The following is a 16,850-nucleotide window of genomic DNA, read 5'->3' as shown; positions in this document are numbered from 1 at the left end:
TTAATTGTTTATTATTATTGATCTTTGTTTTTTTATAAGTTTTTTGGTTATATTATGATATCTGAAAATCATTAATATAGCGGAGATAGTCAGTCCACTTCCTAATCCCATCCAAACTCCTTGAATTCCCATATTCAAATATAAAGAAAGAAAACATGCTATCGGTAATGCTATGATCCAATAAGAAAAAAAACTTATCCACATAGGGACATTTACATCTTGCATCCCTCTTAAAGCTCCAATAATTATTCCTTGTATTCCATCTGGTAATTGAAAAAGACTAACTATTAAAATCATTTTTTCTGCTATGTGAACAACTTCATGATCATTTTTTATATACATATAGGGAATATAATTTCTAAAAATTATGAATAAAAAACTACAAATAAACATAAACATCATTCCCATGAGTATTACAGACCATCCTATTTTTCTTAATTCTAAATAGTTTTTTAATGCATGTTGATTTCCTATTCTAATTGTTGCTGCCACAGAAAAACCTGTACATAATAGAAATGTCGATGAAATTAGACTAATAACTATTTGATGAGCCGCTAATTCTTTAATTCCACATTTTCCTGATATAAAAGAAGAAATAGAAAAAGTACTCATTTCAAATAACATATGTAATCCAGAAGGAATCCCTATTTTTAGGATTTTTCTTAAATATTTTTTATTTAAAAAAATAATTTTTAAATGACTATAATAATTACGAACTTTTTTATATTTATATAATAAGAAGTTAATTCCTATTAACATAATTATACGAGAAATCAAAGTAGCATAAGCAACACCTATAACGCCCAATTTAGGAAATCCATAACACCCATTAATAAAAAAATAATTCAATATAATATTAATAAATACCGAAATCCAAGTAATAACAAGACCAGGAAAAACTAAAGATAATCCTTCTGAAAATTTTCTAAATATTTCAAAAATCATCCATGGAATCAAAGAAATAGCTGTAACCTTTAAAAAAGATATAGTATCATTCAAAATTTCTTTAGGTTGTCCTAAATATGGAAGAATATATAATAAAAAAATACGGATAGAGATATACATAAAAATTGATAAAAAAAAATTAATAATTATCCCATGATATAAAATAATAGCTCCTTTTTTATATTCATGTTTAGCATCTACTGATGCTATTAAAGAAGAAATTGATGTTGCTATTCCAAATCCAAAAATAATTATAATAAGAAAAACAGCATTGGATAATGAAACTGAAGCTAAAGCTTTTTTTCCTAAAAATCCAACCATCATGTTATCAGAAAAACCGACACAGATAACACCTAGTTGAGTGAATAATACAGGGATAGCTAATAAAAAATTTTTTTTAAAATGTTGTAAATATGTTTCAGATTTTTTTAAACAATCTCTCATTGATCAATTAGAGTAGTAGAGAAATATAAATTTTAGGATGATTGTAAAAAATTATTAAGGAGATTTTAGGGTAGCCTAATTGATTCTAATCTAATATGATAGATTATCCATCATAAACGAAAAAAAGAAAAAAAAATTAATAATATTAAATTTTAACAAAAGGTAATTTTACAATTCTAATGGGGATATTTTTTCCCCTTATTGATATAAAATAAGAATTTTTTTCTATTTTTGAATTATTATTTATATATCCTAATCCTATTCCTTTTTTTAGAATTGGAGAAAAAGATCCAGAAGTCACATTTCCAACAATAAAATTATCTTTATTTTTTAATAAATATCCTTGTCTAGGAATTTTTCCTTTTTCTTCTATTACAAAAGAAATGAATTTTTTATATTTTCCTTCTTTTTTCTGTTGTTTCAATATTTTTCTTGCAATAAATTTTTTTTCCAATTTTGTGATCCAAGATAATCCAGCTTCTATAGGTGTAATTTTTTCAGAAAGATCTTGACCATATAACCGGTATCCCATTTCTAACCTCAATGAATCTCTACTAGAGATTCCGCAAGGTGTCACTTGGAAAGAATTAGTTTTTATTTTTAAAATCTCATTCCAAATATTTTCTGCATATTTATTGTGAATATAAATTTCAAATCCTTTTGATCCTGTATATCCTGTACGAGAAATCAAAACTTCATCGATCCCTGAAAATTTTCCTATTATAAAATGATAGAAAGGGATTTTATATAATGAAATATTAGTTAGTTTTTGAATAGCTTCTAAAGAATTTGGTCCTTGTATAGATAAAAGAGAGTATTTTTGAGATAAATCAAAAAATTTGTTATCATCTTTTTCATTTATATTTTTATGAATCCATATTTTATTTTTCTCAATATTAGACGCATTAACTATGAGTAAAAATTCCATTTCTGAAATTTTATAAATGACTAAATCATCTATAATTCCTCCTAAATGATTGACTAAGCAAGAGTATTGAGCTTGTCCAGATGTTATTTTAGATAGATTATTTGTAGTTAAATATTGAAGTAGTTTTTTAGAATGTTTTCCTTTTAAAAGAAATTTTCCCATATGACTCACATCGAATATTCCAACAGAATTTCTTACAGACATATGTTCTACTAAAGAAGAAGTATATTGAAGCGGCATGCAGAATCCAGAATAAGGAATCATTTTAGCTTTTAACTGTATATGAGATTTGTATAAAACTGTTTTTTTTAAAAAATTATCCCTCATATTTAACAAAGTTATTTTCAGTTTCGTACAAGATTATCCTTAAATTTAAGGAAGAAGATATTTTTTTATGTATTCTATTCCACATAAAAATTGCAATATTTTCTGCTGTAGGATTTTTATAGGAAAATTCTTTAATATCTAAATTAATGTTTTTATGATCAAAAAGATTTTCTATTTCTTCACGAAGAATATTTTTTAGTTTTTGTAAACTGAAAACAAATCCTGTTTCTGGATCTACTTCTCCTGTTAAACTAACAATATATTCATAGTTATGTCCATGATAATTTAAATAAGCGCATTTTCCAAATTTTTCTATATTTTTATGATAATCCCAATTAGGATTATAAAGTCTATGTGCTGCACTAAAATATCCTTTTCTACTTATAGTTGCTATCATGATTTCAGTATAATTTATTTTTTTTATCCAATTTATTTAGATAATTTTTTATAATTATTTTTAACCATATGGTATAAGAATCTGGAGTAAGATGAATATCTTGTATTAATTCATTCAAAAACATCCATTTCCAATTATCTACTTCTTTGGAATTAATTATAGGAGGTTTAGAATAATATCCTACAAAAACATGATCTAATTCATTTTCTATTAATCCATTGTTTAACAATTCGTGATAAGTAAAAAAAAATTTGTGTTCTAAAAAACAATCAAAGCCCATTTCTTCTATTAAACAACGATGAGCAGCTGTAAGAACAGATTCATTTTTTCTAGGATGACTACAAGATGTATTTGTCCAAAGTAGGGAAGAATGATACTTTTCTGACGATCTTTTTTGTAACATTAACATATTATTATCATTCTTTGTATTAAAGATAAAAACAGAAACCGCACTATGAAATAATCCTTCAACATGAATTTTTTCTTTATTTTCAAATCCAATAATTTGATTTTTGGTTCCTATCAAAGGAATGCGATTTTCTTTTTTTTTCATCATGATTTAGTGAGAAGATAAACAAAATAAATTAAATTTAATTGACTCAATTAATTTTTGAAAAAAAATTACTATTATAGTTTTTATTTTCTAATTTTCTAAAATAAAGTAAAGTAGAATAATATTGATATTGTTGTTATCAAACATAGTATATTATAATAGTATATGAAACATGGAAAAGGAAATTAGAAAACTATTGAAAAAATTAAATAAACTTAGAAAACATACATTAATGAATACTCTTAAAATAAAGTATGTCTATGCAGAAAAAAATTTTTTAGTAGCAAAAATGCCTGTTAATAAAAAAGTATTTCAACCTGTAGGATTTCTTCATGGAGGAGCAACAATTGCCTTAGCTGAAAGTGTTGGAAGTTCATTATCTACTTTAAATATAAACAAAGATTTCTTTAATATTTTTAATATTGAAATATCTGCAAATCATATCCGATCTATGAAAAAAGGAATAATTTTTGCCTTTGCAAAAATTATTCACAAAGGAAAAACTCTTCATTTAATTCAAGTTAAAATTTTAAATGAAAATAAAGATATTATTAGTTTATGTAAGATGACGAATATAATTATTCCAAAAAAAAATACATCCTGTTGATCCAACAACAAGAAAAAATAACTTTTTTAAGTTTATATAAAAAAATAATCCAAAATTATTTGGATAGAAAAAGTTTTGTTCTTTTTAAAAAACCATACGAAAATAGAATTTTTTTTTATTCTCAAAACGTAAATAATAAAAAAGAAAAAAGATTTTTTTTGATTGGAAGTTTTAATCACAATAACACTATAGAAATACATCCAAAAAAAATATATTTTATCAATATAGATGATAATTTTTTTCAAAAAAATTCTATTAATTCTTCTAATTATGAAACAAATTTTTATGTTTTAACTTATTCACATAAATATAAAAATTTGATTAAAAAAGCTATTAAATCTATAATAAATGGATTTTTTAATAAAGTAGTCGTGTCTAGATTCATGAAGTTTTCATTTCGTCGTTTTTATTTAAAAAAAACTTTTCAACAATTGATTTTTTCTTATCCTAATGCTTTTGTTACTCTTTGGTATGACTTTCCCCATGGTTTTTGGATAGGAGCATCTCCAGAATTGCTGATAAAATCTTATGATAAAAAATTTAAAACTATTTCTCTAGCTGGAACAATTTTTGATAAAAAAAAATGGACAAAAAAAGAATTGGAAGAACATAAAATAGTGACAGAATATATTGTGAATTTATTAAAAACATATTCTGGAAATGTTTTTGTAGGAAAAACTAAAATAACAACTATGGGACATTTATATCATCTTAAAACTCCTATTAGTTTTTCATTTTTGAATAGACCGAATTACTTTGAAATTTTAAAACACATGCATCCTACTCCTTCTATTTGTGGATTTCCTAAAAAAAAATCTTTAGAATTTATTCAAGAAAACGAAGGATATAAAAGAAGTTTTTATACAGGATATATTGGTCCTGTTGACCATAATAATATGGAGTTGTATCTTAATTTAAGATGTGCAAAAATCAGTATGGATAAAAAAGAAATATCATTATATGCTGGAAGCGGAATTACTGAAAATAGTAATGCGGATCAAGAATATTTGGAAACAGAAAATAAAATAAAAAATATTTTGTCTCAATTAATTTTTTTTCTATGAAATGGTCTTATGATTAATCGTACACTTTTGTGATAATGAAAATATTGAATAATCCAATTCATTAAAGCAATGACTCTATTTCTAAATCCAACTAAACTAACTAAGTGAACAAACATCCAAATAATCCATGCTAGAAAACCTTTTAATTTGAAATATGGAAAATCACATACTGCTTTGTTTCTTCCAATAGTTGCCATGGATCCTAAATTTTTATATTTAAAAGGTTTTATAGGTTTTTTCTCTAAAAAAAGATTTAAATTTCCCGCAAGACAGTTTCCTTGTTGTATGGCTGGTTGTGCCGTCATAGGATGACCATTTGGATAATATGGATTTGTTATCATACAAGCAATATCTCCAATAGCAAAAATGTTTTGATATCTAATAGCTTTGAAATAATTATCCACTAAAATTCTTTGTCCTTTCATATCCTCTTTTAGAAACCCTTTTATGATAGCTCCTTTTACTCCTGCAGCCCATATTACATTAGAGGATTCTATACTCTTATTTTTGTCTATAAAAACGATTTTTCCATCATAATCTTTTACTAAACAATCTAGCCAAATAGTTACTCCTAATTCTTTTAAATTTTTAAAAGCTTCTTTTGCTGATTCTTCAGACATACCATCTAATAATCTAGTAGAAGCCTGTAATAAATGGATATTCATCCGTTGAATATCCAAATCAGGATAATCATTTGGTAAAACATATCTTTTCATTTCTGCTAAAGCTCCTGCTAATTCTACTCCAGTTGGTCCTCCACCAACAATAACAAAAGTCATAAGTCGTTCTCTTTTTTTTGAATCTTTAATCAATAAAGCAGATTCAAAATCTTGTAAAATAAGACTCCTTAAATCCAATGCTTCTGGAATAGATTTCATAGGTAAAGCAAAAGATTCAATGTTTTTATTTCCAAAATAATTAGTTACAGATCCTGTAGCCATAATTAAATAATCATAAAATAAAGACCCCACACTTGTGTATATTTTTTGTTTTTTTGTATTAATGTAATGAACGTAAGCTAATCGAAAAAAGAAATTTTTTTTTTTTTTGATAATTGTTCTAATAGAATGTGCAATAGAATCTGGCTCCAATCCTGCTGTAGCTACTTGATATAATAAAGGTTGAAATGTATGATAATTATTTTTATCTATAAGTACAACTTGAAATTTTTCTCTTTTTAATTTTTTTGCTACTTGTAATCCAGCAAAACCAGCACCAATAATAACAACTCTTTTTAGATTATTTACTGTTGGAATATTCATAATCAAAAATTTGACGTACAAATTTATGATCTTATTTGATTAAATGAATTAGTTAATTAGTGATATTATAATAATATTTTCATTATTGAAAATAAAAATTAATTAATAATTTTGTTGAAAAGAAAAATTATATTTTGTTATGAATTATTATTATTGGATTGTTGCAATTATTTTTTTTATTAGTGCTATTGTGAGTAGAATTTTAAGAAATAAATTCAGATTCTATTCTGAATTAGAAATGAATATTCATATGAGTGGAAAAGAAATAGCAGAAAAAATGTTATCTGATAATGGAATTTATGATGTAAATGTTCTTTCTGTAAAAGGAGAGTTAACAGATTATTATGATCCTTTAAATAAAACTGTTAATTTAAGTGAAATAGTATATTCAGAGAAAACTATAGGAGCAATTGCAGTTGCAGCACATGAGTGTGGACATGCTTTACAACATAAATTAGGTTATAAAATGTTAAAATTACGAAATCAAATGGTCCCCATTTTAAATTTTAGTTCAAAATTTACTAATTTTACAATGATGTTTGGACTTGCTATTTTTTATAGTTCAGAAGGAGAAAATTCTTTTTTTCTTAAGTTAGGAATAGGATTGTTTTCTTTGGCCGTTATTTTTTCTTTTATTACTCTTCCAATAGAATTTGATGCAAGTAGAAGAGCTTTGATTTGGTTAAAAAATAAAAATTTGGTAAATTATCAAGAATACAATCAAGCAAAAGATTCTCTAAAATGGGCTGCTATGACATATGTTGTTTCTGCTTTAGGGAGTTTATCACAATTAATATATTTTATGTCTTTTCTTAAGAATAAAAGAGATGAACAATTTTAGTTTTTTTTCTTCTTTTTTTTCAAATTTTTTGAATTTGGACGAAGATTCCCATAAGTTTTATTTTTTATTTTTCCTCTTCTAGTTTTTTTGTCCCCTTTTCCCATATTTGAAAATATTTTGAATAATTTTATTAGAAATTGTTTCTGCTTCTTTTTGTAAAAAAGAAATATTTTGATCATTTTTTATAATGATATCAGAATGTTTTTCTTTTTCTTTATCCGGTATTTGAATTTTAATACGATTCATAATTTGTTTTTCACTTAATTTATCTCTTTTTATTATTCGTTCAATCCTTTTTTTAAGAGGAGTATTAATGGTAATAATTAAATCACATTCTTTATATGATCCACTTTCAAATAATAGGGCAGATTCTTTTATGGAAAAGAGAGTTTTTTGAGAAAAAAACCAATTTTTAAAATCTAATAAAATCCATGGATAAACTATAGTACATAATAATTTTAATGCATGAGAATCTTTATCTTGAAAAACTTTTTTGGATAAAAATGTTTTGTTTATTTTATTGTTTTTATAAGATTTATTTCCAAAAAATTTTATAATATTTTCTTTTATGTTTTTTGTTTGATTCATCAAAAATTTACTTCTTTTATCTGAAGAATAGACAGGGATTCCTTTTTTTTCGAAAAAAGAGGATAATAAACTCTTTCCGGATCCCATTTCTCCAGTAATTCCTATTAACAAAGACTTCATTTTTTTTCTATATTTGTTGTTATTGTCGTAGTAGTATTTTCTTTATTTTTCTTATTTACAAAATCTCCATAACGCAATTGAGTTAATTCTTTAGAAACAGTATTTCTTTCTAATTTAATTTTACCTACAATAGTTTCTAATACGAAAAAATTATTTGTTATTTCTATAATTTTTCCATGAATTCCTGAGATTGTTACTATATAATTTCCTTTTTTTATATTCTCTTGAAATTTTTTTTCTGTTTTTTGTTTTCGTATTTGAGGACGTATCATAAAAAAATAAAAAACAATAAAAATTAAGGAAAACATCCAAAGAGTACTTATTATAGGATTTTGTTGTTGTAATATGAAAAACATAAAATAAATTTTTTCATTTGAATATAATAAAAATAAAATTCAGTAAAAATGAATATTAATATAATTATTATATTAATCCTTTTCCTTCTTTAAAAATTTTATTTTGTTTGTATAAAAATTTAAATACTTGATCTAATATTCCATTAATAAAAATTTTACTTTTTTCCATACAAAAAATTTTTGATATTTCTATATATTCATTCATAGTTGCTTTTGGTGGAATATTGGGAAAATATAAAAATTCGCAAATAGCCATTTGTAATATGATTAAATCTATTATAGATATTCTATTTATGTCCCAATTTTTGGATATATTACTTATTAAATAATTAAATTCTTTTTTGTGAAAAAGAGTATTTCGATACAAATCGATAATAAATTTTTTATTTTCATTATTTTTATAAAAAATATTATATAATTGAAAATTTTTTGGAGTAGATAATTTTATGTATTGCAAAGTTTTGAAAACCATTGTATGTGCTATATATAAATCATCAATTCCACTGATATTGATACATTGATCTTCAATGTATTCTATTAATTTTTTGTTAGGTATAACAAAATTTTTATAATATTTTATGATAAAATATTTATCATCTTCAAATGAAGAATTGGATTCTTGAATATAATTTTCAAAAAATTTTGATTTCTGCATTTCTTTCAGTATAAAAAAAATATATTCATCTTTTTTTTTCCATAATATTTTTTCGGAATTATATTCTAATAAATATTTGTTATTAGATAATATTTTAATTACGGAATTGTAAGCTAGTTTTTGTATTATAATATTTTTAGATGATATTTTTTTTTTATTTTCTTTTATTTTTACAATAGCTTTATCTCTAATTTTCAATATTAAATAAAGTAGAGATATATATAGATCATGTAATTCTTCAATACTTTTTAACATGTTCTCTTCTACTTTTTTAGGATTCATTTTAGATAAGTATTGAGCGTACAAAAATTGCAGACTTTTTATTCTGAAATGTCGTCTGATTAACATTGTTTTTATTAATTTTTTCTTTTTACAATGTAAAGAAAATACCAAACTTAGAAAGTTTGGTACCTTTGTGTTCTGTATGTGGGATTTATTTTCTTTTAGCAAAAAATATTTTCTGAAATATAAATTTCGTTTGTGGAGAGGATTTATATTGATTTTAATATCAAATATTTTAACCTTAATTCCTATTCCTTATATAGGAAGGTCTATTAATATAATTAAGAACCTTTTTATTTTTTTTTCTAAATACAAAAAAAATACAACAATATCCATATCATCTATATTTTTTAATAATTTAAAAACAGACATTTTCATTTATACAAGTATTATATTAATAATTCCAATTATAGGAGGGATTGTTAAATATCATATGCGACAGTGTATTATCACAACATCAAGAATGATAGAATTTGATATAAAAAATGAAATTTTTTCGCATTATCAAAGATTAAGTTTATCTTTTTATAAGAAAAATTCAACGGGAGATTTAATGAATCGTATAACTGAAGATGTTTCTTTTATTAGACAGTATATTGGTCCAGGAGTAATGTATTTTGTAAATCTTATAGTTTTGTTTTTAATGGTTTTTGTGCAAATGTTACGTTTAGATAGAACATTGACTTTTTATGTCATATCCCCCATTCCGATTCTTTTTATTTTCATTTATTATATTAGTATTTTTATTACTAGGAAAAGTGAAGAAGTTCAAAATTATCAATCTATGATTTGTTCTTTTGTACAAGAGACTTTTTCTGGAATTCACGTTATTAAAGCATTTGTTTCTGAAATTTTTTTTCAAGAAAAACACAAAAATATTATATTGAAGTATAAAAAAAAAAATGTAGAATTAGCAAAAATTGATACTATTTTATCTTCTGTAATAATATTTTTTATTGGAATTAGTCATTTATTAATTCTTTTTTTTGGAGGAAAAAAGTATTTTAAAGGAGAGATAAGAAATATAGGAACTCTTGCTGAATTTTTTACATATATAAATGTGTTAATTTTTCCGTTGATTATTTTAGGATGGGTTGTATCTATTGTTGAAAGAGCAAAAGTATCACAAATACGAATAAATAAATTTTTGAAAGAAATTCCTGAAATACTCAATAATAGTTTCATGAAAGAAACTACTAAAATTTTTGGAAAAATCCAATTTAAAAATGTTGGATTTATCTATGATTCGAATTTGATAGTGAAAAATAAAGATAGAATTAAAACTATAAGTGAAATTTCTTTTACTCTTCATAAAGGAAAAACTTTAATTTTAACTGGAGAAACAGGATCAGGAAAAACGACTATAGGAAGATTAATAACTCGTTTATACGATACAAATCAAGGTGAAATTTTTATTGATAATATTTCTTTAAAGTCTCATAATCTATATAACTTTAGAAGTTCCATAGGTTATGTCCCTCAAGACAATTTTCTTTTTTCAGATTCAATTTATAATAATATAGCTTTTGGAAGTATTGAAAGAGTAGTAGAATCATGGAAGGTCCATGATGCTGCTAGAAAAGCAATAATAGAAGATGATATTCTTCATTTTAAAAATGGATATGAAACTATTATAGGAGAAAGAGGGATTACTTTATCAGGAGGTCAAAAACAAAGAATATGTATAGCAAGAGCTATTATAAGAAATCCTAGAATTCTTATATTTGACGATAGCTTTTCATCTATAGATCAAAATACTAGAAAATTAATAATGTGTTCTTTAAAAAAATATATGAGAAATACAACTATTATAATTATAACTCATGACTTATCTTATATATCTGATTTCGATCTTATTATTATTTTAAAAAATGGAAAGATATATAAAATAGGAGACCGTAGGATTCTTTTTTAGGAAATTTACTTTGAATAATTTTAAGAAAAGTAGGATGGACCATTTTTTTTATTTAGATTTGCTGAATTAGTATTAATTAATTATAACACTGTTTGAAATGGACGAAAAAGAAAAGATTAAAGAAAGAAATGAAATCTGTTCACGTACTCTAAAAACTGGTAGTCGTACATATTTTTTTGACGCAAGAGAGACGAGAGCAGGAGATTATTATTTAACTATTACTGAAAGTAAGAAAAATTTTTCTGAAACAGGAGAAATAACTTATAAAAAACATAAAATTTATTTGTACAAAGAAGATTTTTCTAAATTTCAAAGTATTCTTGATGATATGATTCGATTTATTATCAATGAAAAAGGAAGAGAAGTCATTTCAGAACGTCATCAAAAAGATTTTAAAAATCATACATTTAATCAAGAAATGAAAGATGTTCAAAAAAAAACATCAGAAATAAAGAATTTTACAAATATTAATTTTGAAGATATTTAATTTTTAATTATTGATTAATTGTAATGTAATGTAAAAAATTATTGCATACATATCGTATTCATTTCTTTCTTTCTTGTTATTTATGTTATGCAATTAAAAGAAAGATAAAGAAAACAAAAAAAATAAAGAAAGAAATGATTGATCAATGAATGGATTTGCTTATGAGTAGTAGTAGTCGTAGCTATAGAAATATTATGAATGATATTAATACTTTTATATTTGATGTCGATGGGGTGTTAACTAATTGTACTTTAAATTTATTTCCTGATGGGAACATGGTTCGTCAAATGTTTGCTAAAGATGGATATGCAATGCAATTAGCAAAAAAAAAAGGATATAATTTATGTATTATAACTAGAGGATCTGATTTAATGGTATTTAGACGTTTAAGAAGACTTAATATTCGTTATATTTATCAAGGGGTTGATAATAAAAAAGAATATTTAGATGAGTATTGCAGAATATTAAATATTACTAAGAAAAAAATTCTTTATATGGGAGATGATATTCCAGATATTGAAATCATGAAATCTGTTGCCTTACCATGTTCTCCAATAGATGCAGTTCAAGAAGTAAAAGAAATATCTAAATATATTTCTCCAAAAGAAGGTGGAAAAGGTTGTGTAAGAGATGTAATAGAACAAACTCTGAAGATTCAAAAAAATTGGATATAATATAAAAAAAATATCCATCATAAAAAAATAGTGTCTATGTAAGACACTATTTTTTTTTGAGGATTATTGGAACTCACTACTACATCATTCCACCCATTCCACCTCCTCCACCAGCTCCAGGCATTTGAGGTGTGCTTGTTTCTTCTTTTTTTATTTCTGTTACAACACATTCAGTTGTTAATAACATACCTGATACAGATGCTGCATTTTCTAATGCAACTCTAGCAACTTTGGTAGGATCTATAATTCCTTCTACAATCATATTTTTATATTCTCCAATTTTAGCATCATAACCAAAATCTCCTTCTCCTTCAGCAACTTTAGCTACTACCACAGAACCTTCTCCTCCAGCATTGGCTACTATTTGACGTAAAGGTTCTTCTAATGATCTTCTAACTATTTGTATACCAGTATCTTGATCTGAATTATCTCCGTTTATATTCTCTAATGATTTTATGGCACGGACTAAAGCAACTCCTCCTCCTGCTACAATTCCTTCTTCCACAGCAGCACGAGTAGCATTTAATGCATCATCTACACGATCTTTTTTTTCTTTCATTTCTACTTCTGATGCAGCCCCTACATAAAGAACGGCAACTCCTCCAGCTAATTTGGCAAGACGTTCTTGTAATTTTTCCTTATCATAATCAGATGTGGTAGATTCTATTTGAGCTTTAATTTGTTCAACACGAGCTCTAATTTCTTTTTTACTTCCTCCTCCATTTACAATGGTAGTATTATCTTTATCAAGAATAACTCTTTCTGCTTTTCCCAGCATATTTAATTTAACATCTTCCAATTTACTTCCTGTTTCTTCAGAAATAACACTTCCTCCTGTTAGAATCGCAATATCTTCTAGCATTGCTTTTCTTCTGTCTCCGAACCCAGGCGCTTTTATTGCCGCTACTTTCAACGTGCCACGTATTTTATTAACAACTAATGTTGCTAGTGCTTCTCCTTCTACTTCTTCAGAAATAATAAGTAAAGGTTTTCCAGATTGTGCTACAGGTTCTAATATGGGAAGAAGATCTTTCATTGCAGAGATTTTTTTATCTGACAATAGAATTTGTGGTTGATCAAATTCTGTTATCATTTTTTCAGTATTTGTAACAAAATAAGGAGATTGATATCCTCTATCAAATTGCATTCCTTCCACAACATCTACTGATGTCTCTGTTCCTTTTGCTTCCTCTACAGTGATGACTCCTTCTTTTCCGACTTTTTCAAAAGCATCTGCTATTAATGCTCCAGTTTTTTCATCATTATTTGCAGATATAGAAGCTACTTGTTTTATTTTTTCTGTGTTTCCTCCTACTTCTCTAGATTGTTTTTTTAAATCTAAGATCACAACTTCTAACGCTTTATCTATTCCTCTCTTTAAATCCATTGGGTTAGCTCCAGCTGCTACATTTTTTAATCCTTCTCTAACAATCGCTTGAGCTAACACTGTTGCAGTTGTTGTTCCATCTCCTGCAACATCATTTGTTTTAGAAGCTACCTCTTTAACCATTTGAGCTCCAAGATTTTCTATAGGATCTTCTAATTCTATTTCTTTAGCTACAGAAACTCCATCTTTAGTCACCTGGGGGCCTCCAAAAGATTTTTGTAATACTACATTTCTACCTTTTGGTCCCAAAGTCACTTTAACAGCATTTGCCAATGCATCCACCCCTTTTTTTAATTTATCTCTTGCTTCAATATCAAATTTAATATCTTTTGCCATAATTTTTTAGATTTTTTATAAAGTTATCTTAATTACAATCTTATCTCTTACTCTTATCATATTTTTAATGAACAAAATGATTGATTCTATTATTATATGATTGCAATTACATCAGATTCTCTCATAATAAGATATTCTTCTTCTTCCCATTTTAATTCAGTTCCTGAATATTTTCCATATAAAATTCTATCTCCTTTTTTCAGAACCATAGGTTCATCTTTTTTTCCATTACCAACAGCTATTATAGTTCCTTTTTGTGGTTTCTCTTTTGCTGTATCAGGAATGATAATTCCTGAAGCGGTTTTTGTTTCAGCAGGATCTGGTTGTACTAAAACACGATCTGCTAAAGGTTTAATCTTAACTTCCACCATATTTAAAATAATTTTTAAGGTTAACTATATATTGAATCATTCATAGCCAAAAACATGCCAAATAAAAAATATTTAGATTTTACACAATTGTACAAATATGATTAAATGACATTATGTCATAATTTATTACTTTGATTTTAACAAAAAATTAAAAAATAAAGTTAAAAAAACTATGAAAATAGATAATATCCAAGTTATTCTTTCTAAAAAAGTATTTGTTTGTTTTATTCCAAAAAATCTAAAATTTTTTTCCATAAAAGATTGAGAAATGCTTTCTTTTTTAGGATTTTGAATTAAAATCACTATAATCAGTAGGACACATGTTAAAATGATTAAAAATCCAAATATTGTTGAATATATATCTTTCATAAGATCAAAGAATAAAATAACATAATAAACCAGTTTTAGTTATTCATTAATTTTCATTTTTATTAGTATTTCTTAGTAAGTAGTATTTTCAGTAGTCTTAATTCGTTGTATTTTTTGTTTTTGTGTTATTAATATTGATATTGATCTCTTTTTCTTTTTCTTGATTATATTCTTTATTGAAATTTATTTTTTCGATTGTTTTATTATATAATTGACTAACTAAATTGTTTATAATTTTGTTTTTCATAGGGCCTTCATTTAAAGCATCTTTTTCTCCATAATAATCTTCTATTACTTCAAAATCTTGTACCCAATTATTTTGAGAATTATGCTTATCTTTGCAATAAGCATTCACTATTATCTTAATTTTTGCATTTTTTCCTTCTCTTTCTATGAAAGAGCAATCTACAAATTTTCCTCCTATAATAATATCTCCACCTTCTAAAACTAAACTTAATGGGGCATGTTCTATTATATAATCTTCAAGTTTCCTTTTCAAATCATAAGAAATAAAAACCGCAGCTCCATGAAAAGGAAATTTAACTCTTTCTAGAAATTCTTTTATTTGTATTTTTTTATCATATTCATTTATTTTAGAATAGATCGGTTTATAACAACCATTTAATAATAGAAATGAAATAAGAATTAAAATAATTTTTTTACAATCCATATTGTTTTATTTTTCTATATAATGTTCTTTCTGAAATTCCTAATTCTTTTGCAGTCATTTTTCTTTTTCCACTATTTTTTCTTAAAGCTTTTTGAATAAATTCTATTTCTTTCTTTTGTAAAGAAAAACTACTAGAATCATTTTTAGATAGATTATTATCTTCTTCTACTTCTTCATAATCTAAATCATTATTAGAGGATAATTTTGAAGAATCTTCTAATTGAAAAAGAGAATCATCTATATTAGAATGATTAATCATTTTTCCAAATACTTTTTCCATAATTTTTTGATTTTTTTCAATAAAATTAGCATTATTATTATTTTTTATTAGTTGTAACGTTAAAATTTTTAAATCATTTAAATTTTTTTGTATATCAAATAAAATTTTATAAATAAAATCTCTTTCACTAGAAAAATTTTGAAAAAAACGTTCATCATTTGAATGATGAAAAGATAACGAAGGGATGTTATCTGGAATATATTCTTTTAATTTTTCCACGGAAATTTCACGTTTTGTTTCTACTACAGATATTTGTTCTATTAGATTTTTTAATTGTCTTATGTTTCCTGGCCAAGAATAATTTTCCAAAAAATTCATAGCTTCCTCAGTTAATTTTATTGGAGGCATATGATATTTTTCAGAAAAATCAATGGAAAATTTTTTAAATAATAGTTGAATGTCATTTTTACGACACCGCAAAGGTGGGACAGTTATTTGTACTGTATTCAGACGATAATATAAATCTTCTCTGAATTTTCCTTTTTGAATGGACTTTCCCATATTTAAATTAGTAGCAGAGATTATTCGTATATTCGTTTTTTGGATTTTGGAAGATCCTACTTTTATAAATTCTCCTGATTCTAAAATACGAAGAAGACGTACTTGTGTTGTTAAAGGAAGTTCTCCTACTTCATCCAAAAAAACTGTCCCTCCATTTGCTCCCTCAAAATATCCTTTTCTCATGTTTGTAGCTCCTGTGAAAGAACCTTTCTCATGTCCAAATAATTCACTATCAATTGTTCCTTCTGGAATAGCTCCACAATTTACAGTAATATAAGAACAATGTTTTCTACAAGAAAATTGATGAATAATTTTTGGAATAAATTCTTTTCCAACTCCACTTTCTCCAAGAACTAATACGGAAATATCAGTTGGAGCAACTTGAATGGCTTTTTCTAAAGCTCTATTTAAAGCGTAATTATTCCCAATAATGTTGAATTTTTGTTTTATATTGTGAATCGATTCCATGTCCAAATAATTTTTATATTTTA

20 protein-coding genes are annotated in these 16,850 nt (G+C 24.8%); 6 read left to right on the top strand and 14 right to left on the bottom strand.

Annotated features, from left to right (window positions below; translation table 11 throughout):
- From H0H53_RS02190 to H0H53_RS02175, 4 genes are all read right to left on the bottom strand, one after another.
- The gene (locus H0H53_RS02190) at positions 1–1,266 is read right to left on the bottom strand and encodes an MATE family efflux transporter (RefSeq protein ID WP_238784288.1); all 1,266 of its coding nucleotides are present in this window, start codon (positions 1,264–1,266) and stop codon (positions 1–3) included.
- 268 nt (positions 1,267–1,534) lie between these two features.
- Positions 1,535–2,644: a glycine cleavage system aminomethyltransferase GcvT gene (gene gcvT / locus H0H53_RS02185; protein WP_185870372.1), complete on the bottom strand. Its 1,110-nt coding sequence runs from the start codon at positions 2,642–2,644 to the stop codon at positions 1,535–1,537.
- Positions 2,634–3,041, bottom strand: coding sequence for a 6-pyruvoyl trahydropterin synthase family protein (locus H0H53_RS02180; protein WP_185870371.1), 408 nt, complete (start codon positions 3,039–3,041; stop codon positions 2,634–2,636). Before H0H53_RS02180 ends, gcvT begins: the two co-directional genes overlap by 11 nt.
- A gap of 4 nt (positions 3,042–3,045) precedes the next feature.
- Entirely contained in the window at positions 3,046–3,594 is a 549-nt protein-coding gene (locus tag H0H53_RS02175; RefSeq protein WP_394798647.1) for an isopentenyl-diphosphate Delta-isomerase, read from the bottom strand.
- A gap of 172 nt (positions 3,595–3,766) precedes the next feature.
- On the opposite strand from H0H53_RS02175, the gene H0H53_RS02170 reads away from it, so the two are divergent.
- Together H0H53_RS02170 and H0H53_RS02165 are read left to right on the top strand one after the other, a co-directional pair.
- Positions 3,767–4,201: a PaaI family thioesterase gene (locus H0H53_RS02170; RefSeq protein WP_185870369.1), complete on the top strand. Its 435-nt coding sequence runs from the start codon at positions 3,767–3,769 to the stop codon at positions 4,199–4,201.
- 59 nt (positions 4,202–4,260) lie between these two features.
- Complete coding sequence (locus H0H53_RS02165) at positions 4,261–5,265, top strand: chorismate-binding protein (RefSeq protein ID WP_238784254.1); 1,005 nt, start codon at positions 4,261–4,263, stop codon at positions 5,263–5,265.
- Here H0H53_RS02165 and H0H53_RS02160 read toward each other — a convergent pair.
- Complete coding sequence (locus tag H0H53_RS02160) at positions 5,244–6,527, bottom strand: NAD(P)/FAD-dependent oxidoreductase (protein ID WP_185870368.1); 1,284 nt, start codon at positions 6,525–6,527, stop codon at positions 5,244–5,246. The two genes, H0H53_RS02165 and H0H53_RS02160, sit on opposite strands and share 22 nt — an antisense overlap.
- A 139-nt stretch (positions 6,528–6,666) precedes the next feature.
- Between H0H53_RS02160 and H0H53_RS02155 the strand changes: the two genes are divergently transcribed.
- Positions 6,667–7,368 (top strand): zinc metallopeptidase, encoded by a 702-nt coding sequence (locus H0H53_RS02155; protein WP_185870367.1) that lies wholly within the window; start codon positions 6,667–6,669, stop codon positions 7,366–7,368.
- On the opposite strand, the gene H0H53_RS02150 is transcribed toward H0H53_RS02155, so the two are convergent.
- From H0H53_RS02150 to nusB, 4 genes are all read right to left on the bottom strand, one after another.
- Positions 7,365–7,472: a 30S ribosomal protein THX gene (locus H0H53_RS02150; protein WP_185870366.1), complete on the bottom strand. Its 108-nt coding sequence runs from the start codon at positions 7,470–7,472 to the stop codon at positions 7,365–7,367. The genes H0H53_RS02155 and H0H53_RS02150 overlap by 4 nt on opposite strands.
- The gene (gene coaE / locus H0H53_RS02145; protein WP_185870365.1) at positions 7,447–8,076 is read right to left on the bottom strand and encodes a dephospho-CoA kinase; all 630 of its coding nucleotides are present in this window, start codon (positions 8,074–8,076) and stop codon (positions 7,447–7,449) included. Before coaE ends, H0H53_RS02150 begins: the two co-directional genes overlap by 26 nt.
- A complete protein-coding gene (yajC, locus tag H0H53_RS02140; RefSeq protein ID WP_185870364.1) occupies positions 8,073–8,432 on the bottom strand; it encodes a preprotein translocase subunit YajC in 360 nt (119 codons plus the stop codon). Before yajC ends, coaE begins: the two co-directional genes overlap by 4 nt.
- 67 nt (positions 8,433–8,499) lie before the next feature.
- Positions 8,500–9,393 (bottom strand): transcription antitermination factor NusB, encoded by an 894-nt coding sequence (nusB, locus tag H0H53_RS02135; protein WP_394798640.1) that lies wholly within the window; start codon positions 9,391–9,393, stop codon positions 8,500–8,502.
- 118 nt (positions 9,394–9,511) lie between these two features.
- Here nusB and H0H53_RS02130 point away from each other — a divergent pair, with 118 nt between their 5' ends.
- From H0H53_RS02130 to H0H53_RS02120, 3 genes are all read left to right on the top strand, one after another.
- Positions 9,512–11,284: an ABC transporter ATP-binding protein gene (locus H0H53_RS02130; RefSeq protein WP_185870788.1), complete on the top strand. Its 1,773-nt coding sequence runs from the start codon at positions 9,512–9,514 to the stop codon at positions 11,282–11,284.
- Positions 11,285–11,381: 97 nt separating this feature from the next.
- A complete protein-coding gene (locus H0H53_RS02125) occupies positions 11,382–11,771 on the top strand; it encodes a DUF3276 family protein (RefSeq protein WP_185870362.1) in 390 nt (129 codons plus the stop codon).
- Positions 11,772–11,920: 149 nt separating this feature from the next.
- Positions 11,921–12,445, top strand: coding sequence for a KdsC family phosphatase (locus H0H53_RS02120; RefSeq protein ID WP_238784253.1), 525 nt, complete (start codon positions 11,921–11,923; stop codon positions 12,443–12,445).
- 79 nt (positions 12,446–12,524) lie between these two features.
- Here the strand turns inward: H0H53_RS02120 and groL are convergent, their stop codons facing one another.
- The 5 genes from groL to H0H53_RS02095 form a co-directional block, all read right to left on the bottom strand.
- Positions 12,525–14,168, bottom strand: coding sequence for a chaperonin GroEL (gene groL / locus H0H53_RS02115; protein WP_185870361.1), 1,644 nt, complete (start codon positions 14,166–14,168; stop codon positions 12,525–12,527).
- 92 nt (positions 14,169–14,260) lie between these two features.
- Complete coding sequence (locus H0H53_RS02110) at positions 14,261–14,539, bottom strand: co-chaperone GroES (RefSeq protein WP_185870360.1); 279 nt, start codon at positions 14,537–14,539, stop codon at positions 14,261–14,263.
- Positions 14,540–14,665: 126 nt separating this feature from the next.
- Positions 14,666–14,908 (bottom strand): preprotein translocase subunit SecG, encoded by a 243-nt coding sequence (secG, locus tag H0H53_RS02105; protein ID WP_238784252.1) that lies wholly within the window; start codon positions 14,906–14,908, stop codon positions 14,666–14,668.
- A 97-nt stretch (positions 14,909–15,005) separates the two neighbouring features.
- Positions 15,006–15,578 (bottom strand): hypothetical protein, encoded by a 573-nt coding sequence (locus tag H0H53_RS02100; RefSeq protein WP_185870359.1) that lies wholly within the window; start codon positions 15,576–15,578, stop codon positions 15,006–15,008.
- On the bottom strand, positions 15,568–16,827 hold the full coding sequence (locus H0H53_RS02095; protein WP_185870358.1) for a sigma 54-interacting transcriptional regulator: 1,260 nt from the start codon (positions 16,825–16,827) through the stop codon (positions 15,568–15,570). The genes H0H53_RS02100 and H0H53_RS02095 overlap by 11 nt, the downstream gene beginning before the upstream one ends.
- Between the last annotated feature and the right edge of the window lie 23 nt (positions 16,828–16,850).

It is taken from the genome of Blattabacterium cuenoti (assembly GCF_014251955.1).
Lineage (GTDB): Bacteria > Bacteroidota > Bacteroidia > Flavobacteriales > Blattabacteriaceae > Blattabacterium > Blattabacterium cuenoti_L.
This window is presented reverse-complemented; position numbering and strand designations above follow the sequence as displayed.

What these genes read in the sequence shown, in the direction of transcription:
- H0H53_RS02190 (WP_238784288.1), bottom strand. Translation starts at nt 1,266, where the DNA reads ATGGTTGGATTTTTAGGAAAAAAAGCTTTAGCTTCAGTTTCATTATCC.
- gcvT (WP_185870372.1), bottom strand. Translation starts at nt 2,644, where the DNA reads ATGAGGGATAATTTTTTAAAAAAAACAGTTTTATACAAATCTCATATA.
- H0H53_RS02180 (WP_185870371.1), bottom strand. Translation starts at nt 3,041, where the DNA reads ATGATAGCAACTATAAGTAGAAAAGGATATTTTAGTGCAGCACATAGA.
- H0H53_RS02175 (WP_394798647.1), bottom strand. Translation starts at nt 3,594, where the DNA reads ATGAAAAAAAAAGAAAATCGCATTCCTTTGATAGGAACCAAAAATCAA.
- H0H53_RS02170 (WP_185870369.1), top strand. Translation starts at nt 3,767, where the DNA reads ATGGAAAAGGAAATTAGAAAACTATTGAAAAAATTAAATAAACTTAGA.
- H0H53_RS02160 (WP_185870368.1), bottom strand. Translation starts at nt 6,527, where the DNA reads ATGAATATTCCAACAGTAAATAATCTAAAAAGAGTTGTTATTATTGGT.
- H0H53_RS02155 (WP_185870367.1), top strand. Translation starts at nt 6,667, where the DNA reads ATGAATTATTATTATTGGATTGTTGCAATTATTTTTTTTATTAGTGCT.
- H0H53_RS02150 (WP_185870366.1), bottom strand. Translation starts at nt 7,472, where the DNA reads ATGGGAAAAGGGGACAAAAAAACTAGAAGAGGAAAAATAAAAAATAAA.
- coaE (WP_185870365.1), bottom strand. Translation starts at nt 8,076, where the DNA reads ATGAAGTCTTTGTTAATAGGAATTACTGGAGAAATGGGATCCGGAAAG.
- yajC (WP_185870364.1), bottom strand. Translation starts at nt 8,432, where the DNA reads ATGTTTTTCATATTACAACAACAAAATCCTATAATAAGTACTCTTTGG.
- H0H53_RS02130 (WP_185870788.1), top strand. Translation starts at nt 9,512, where the DNA reads ATGTGGGATTTATTTTCTTTTAGCAAAAAATATTTTCTGAAATATAAA.
- H0H53_RS02125 (WP_185870362.1), top strand. Translation starts at nt 11,382, where the DNA reads ATGGACGAAAAAGAAAAGATTAAAGAAAGAAATGAAATCTGTTCACGT.
- H0H53_RS02120 (WP_238784253.1), top strand. Translation starts at nt 11,921, where the DNA reads ATGGATTTGCTTATGAGTAGTAGTAGTCGTAGCTATAGAAATATTATG.
- groL (WP_185870361.1), bottom strand. Translation starts at nt 14,168, where the DNA reads ATGGCAAAAGATATTAAATTTGATATTGAAGCAAGAGATAAATTAAAA.
- H0H53_RS02110 (WP_185870360.1), bottom strand. Translation starts at nt 14,539, where the DNA reads ATGGTGGAAGTTAAGATTAAACCTTTAGCAGATCGTGTTTTAGTACAA.
- secG (WP_238784252.1), bottom strand. Translation starts at nt 14,908, where the DNA reads ATGAAAGATATATATTCAACAATATTTGGATTTTTAATCATTTTAACA.
- H0H53_RS02100 (WP_185870359.1), bottom strand. Translation starts at nt 15,578, where the DNA reads ATGGATTGTAAAAAAATTATTTTAATTCTTATTTCATTTCTATTATTA.
- H0H53_RS02095 (WP_185870358.1), bottom strand. Translation starts at nt 16,827, where the DNA reads ATGGAATCGATTCACAATATAAAACAAAAATTCAACATTATTGGGAAT.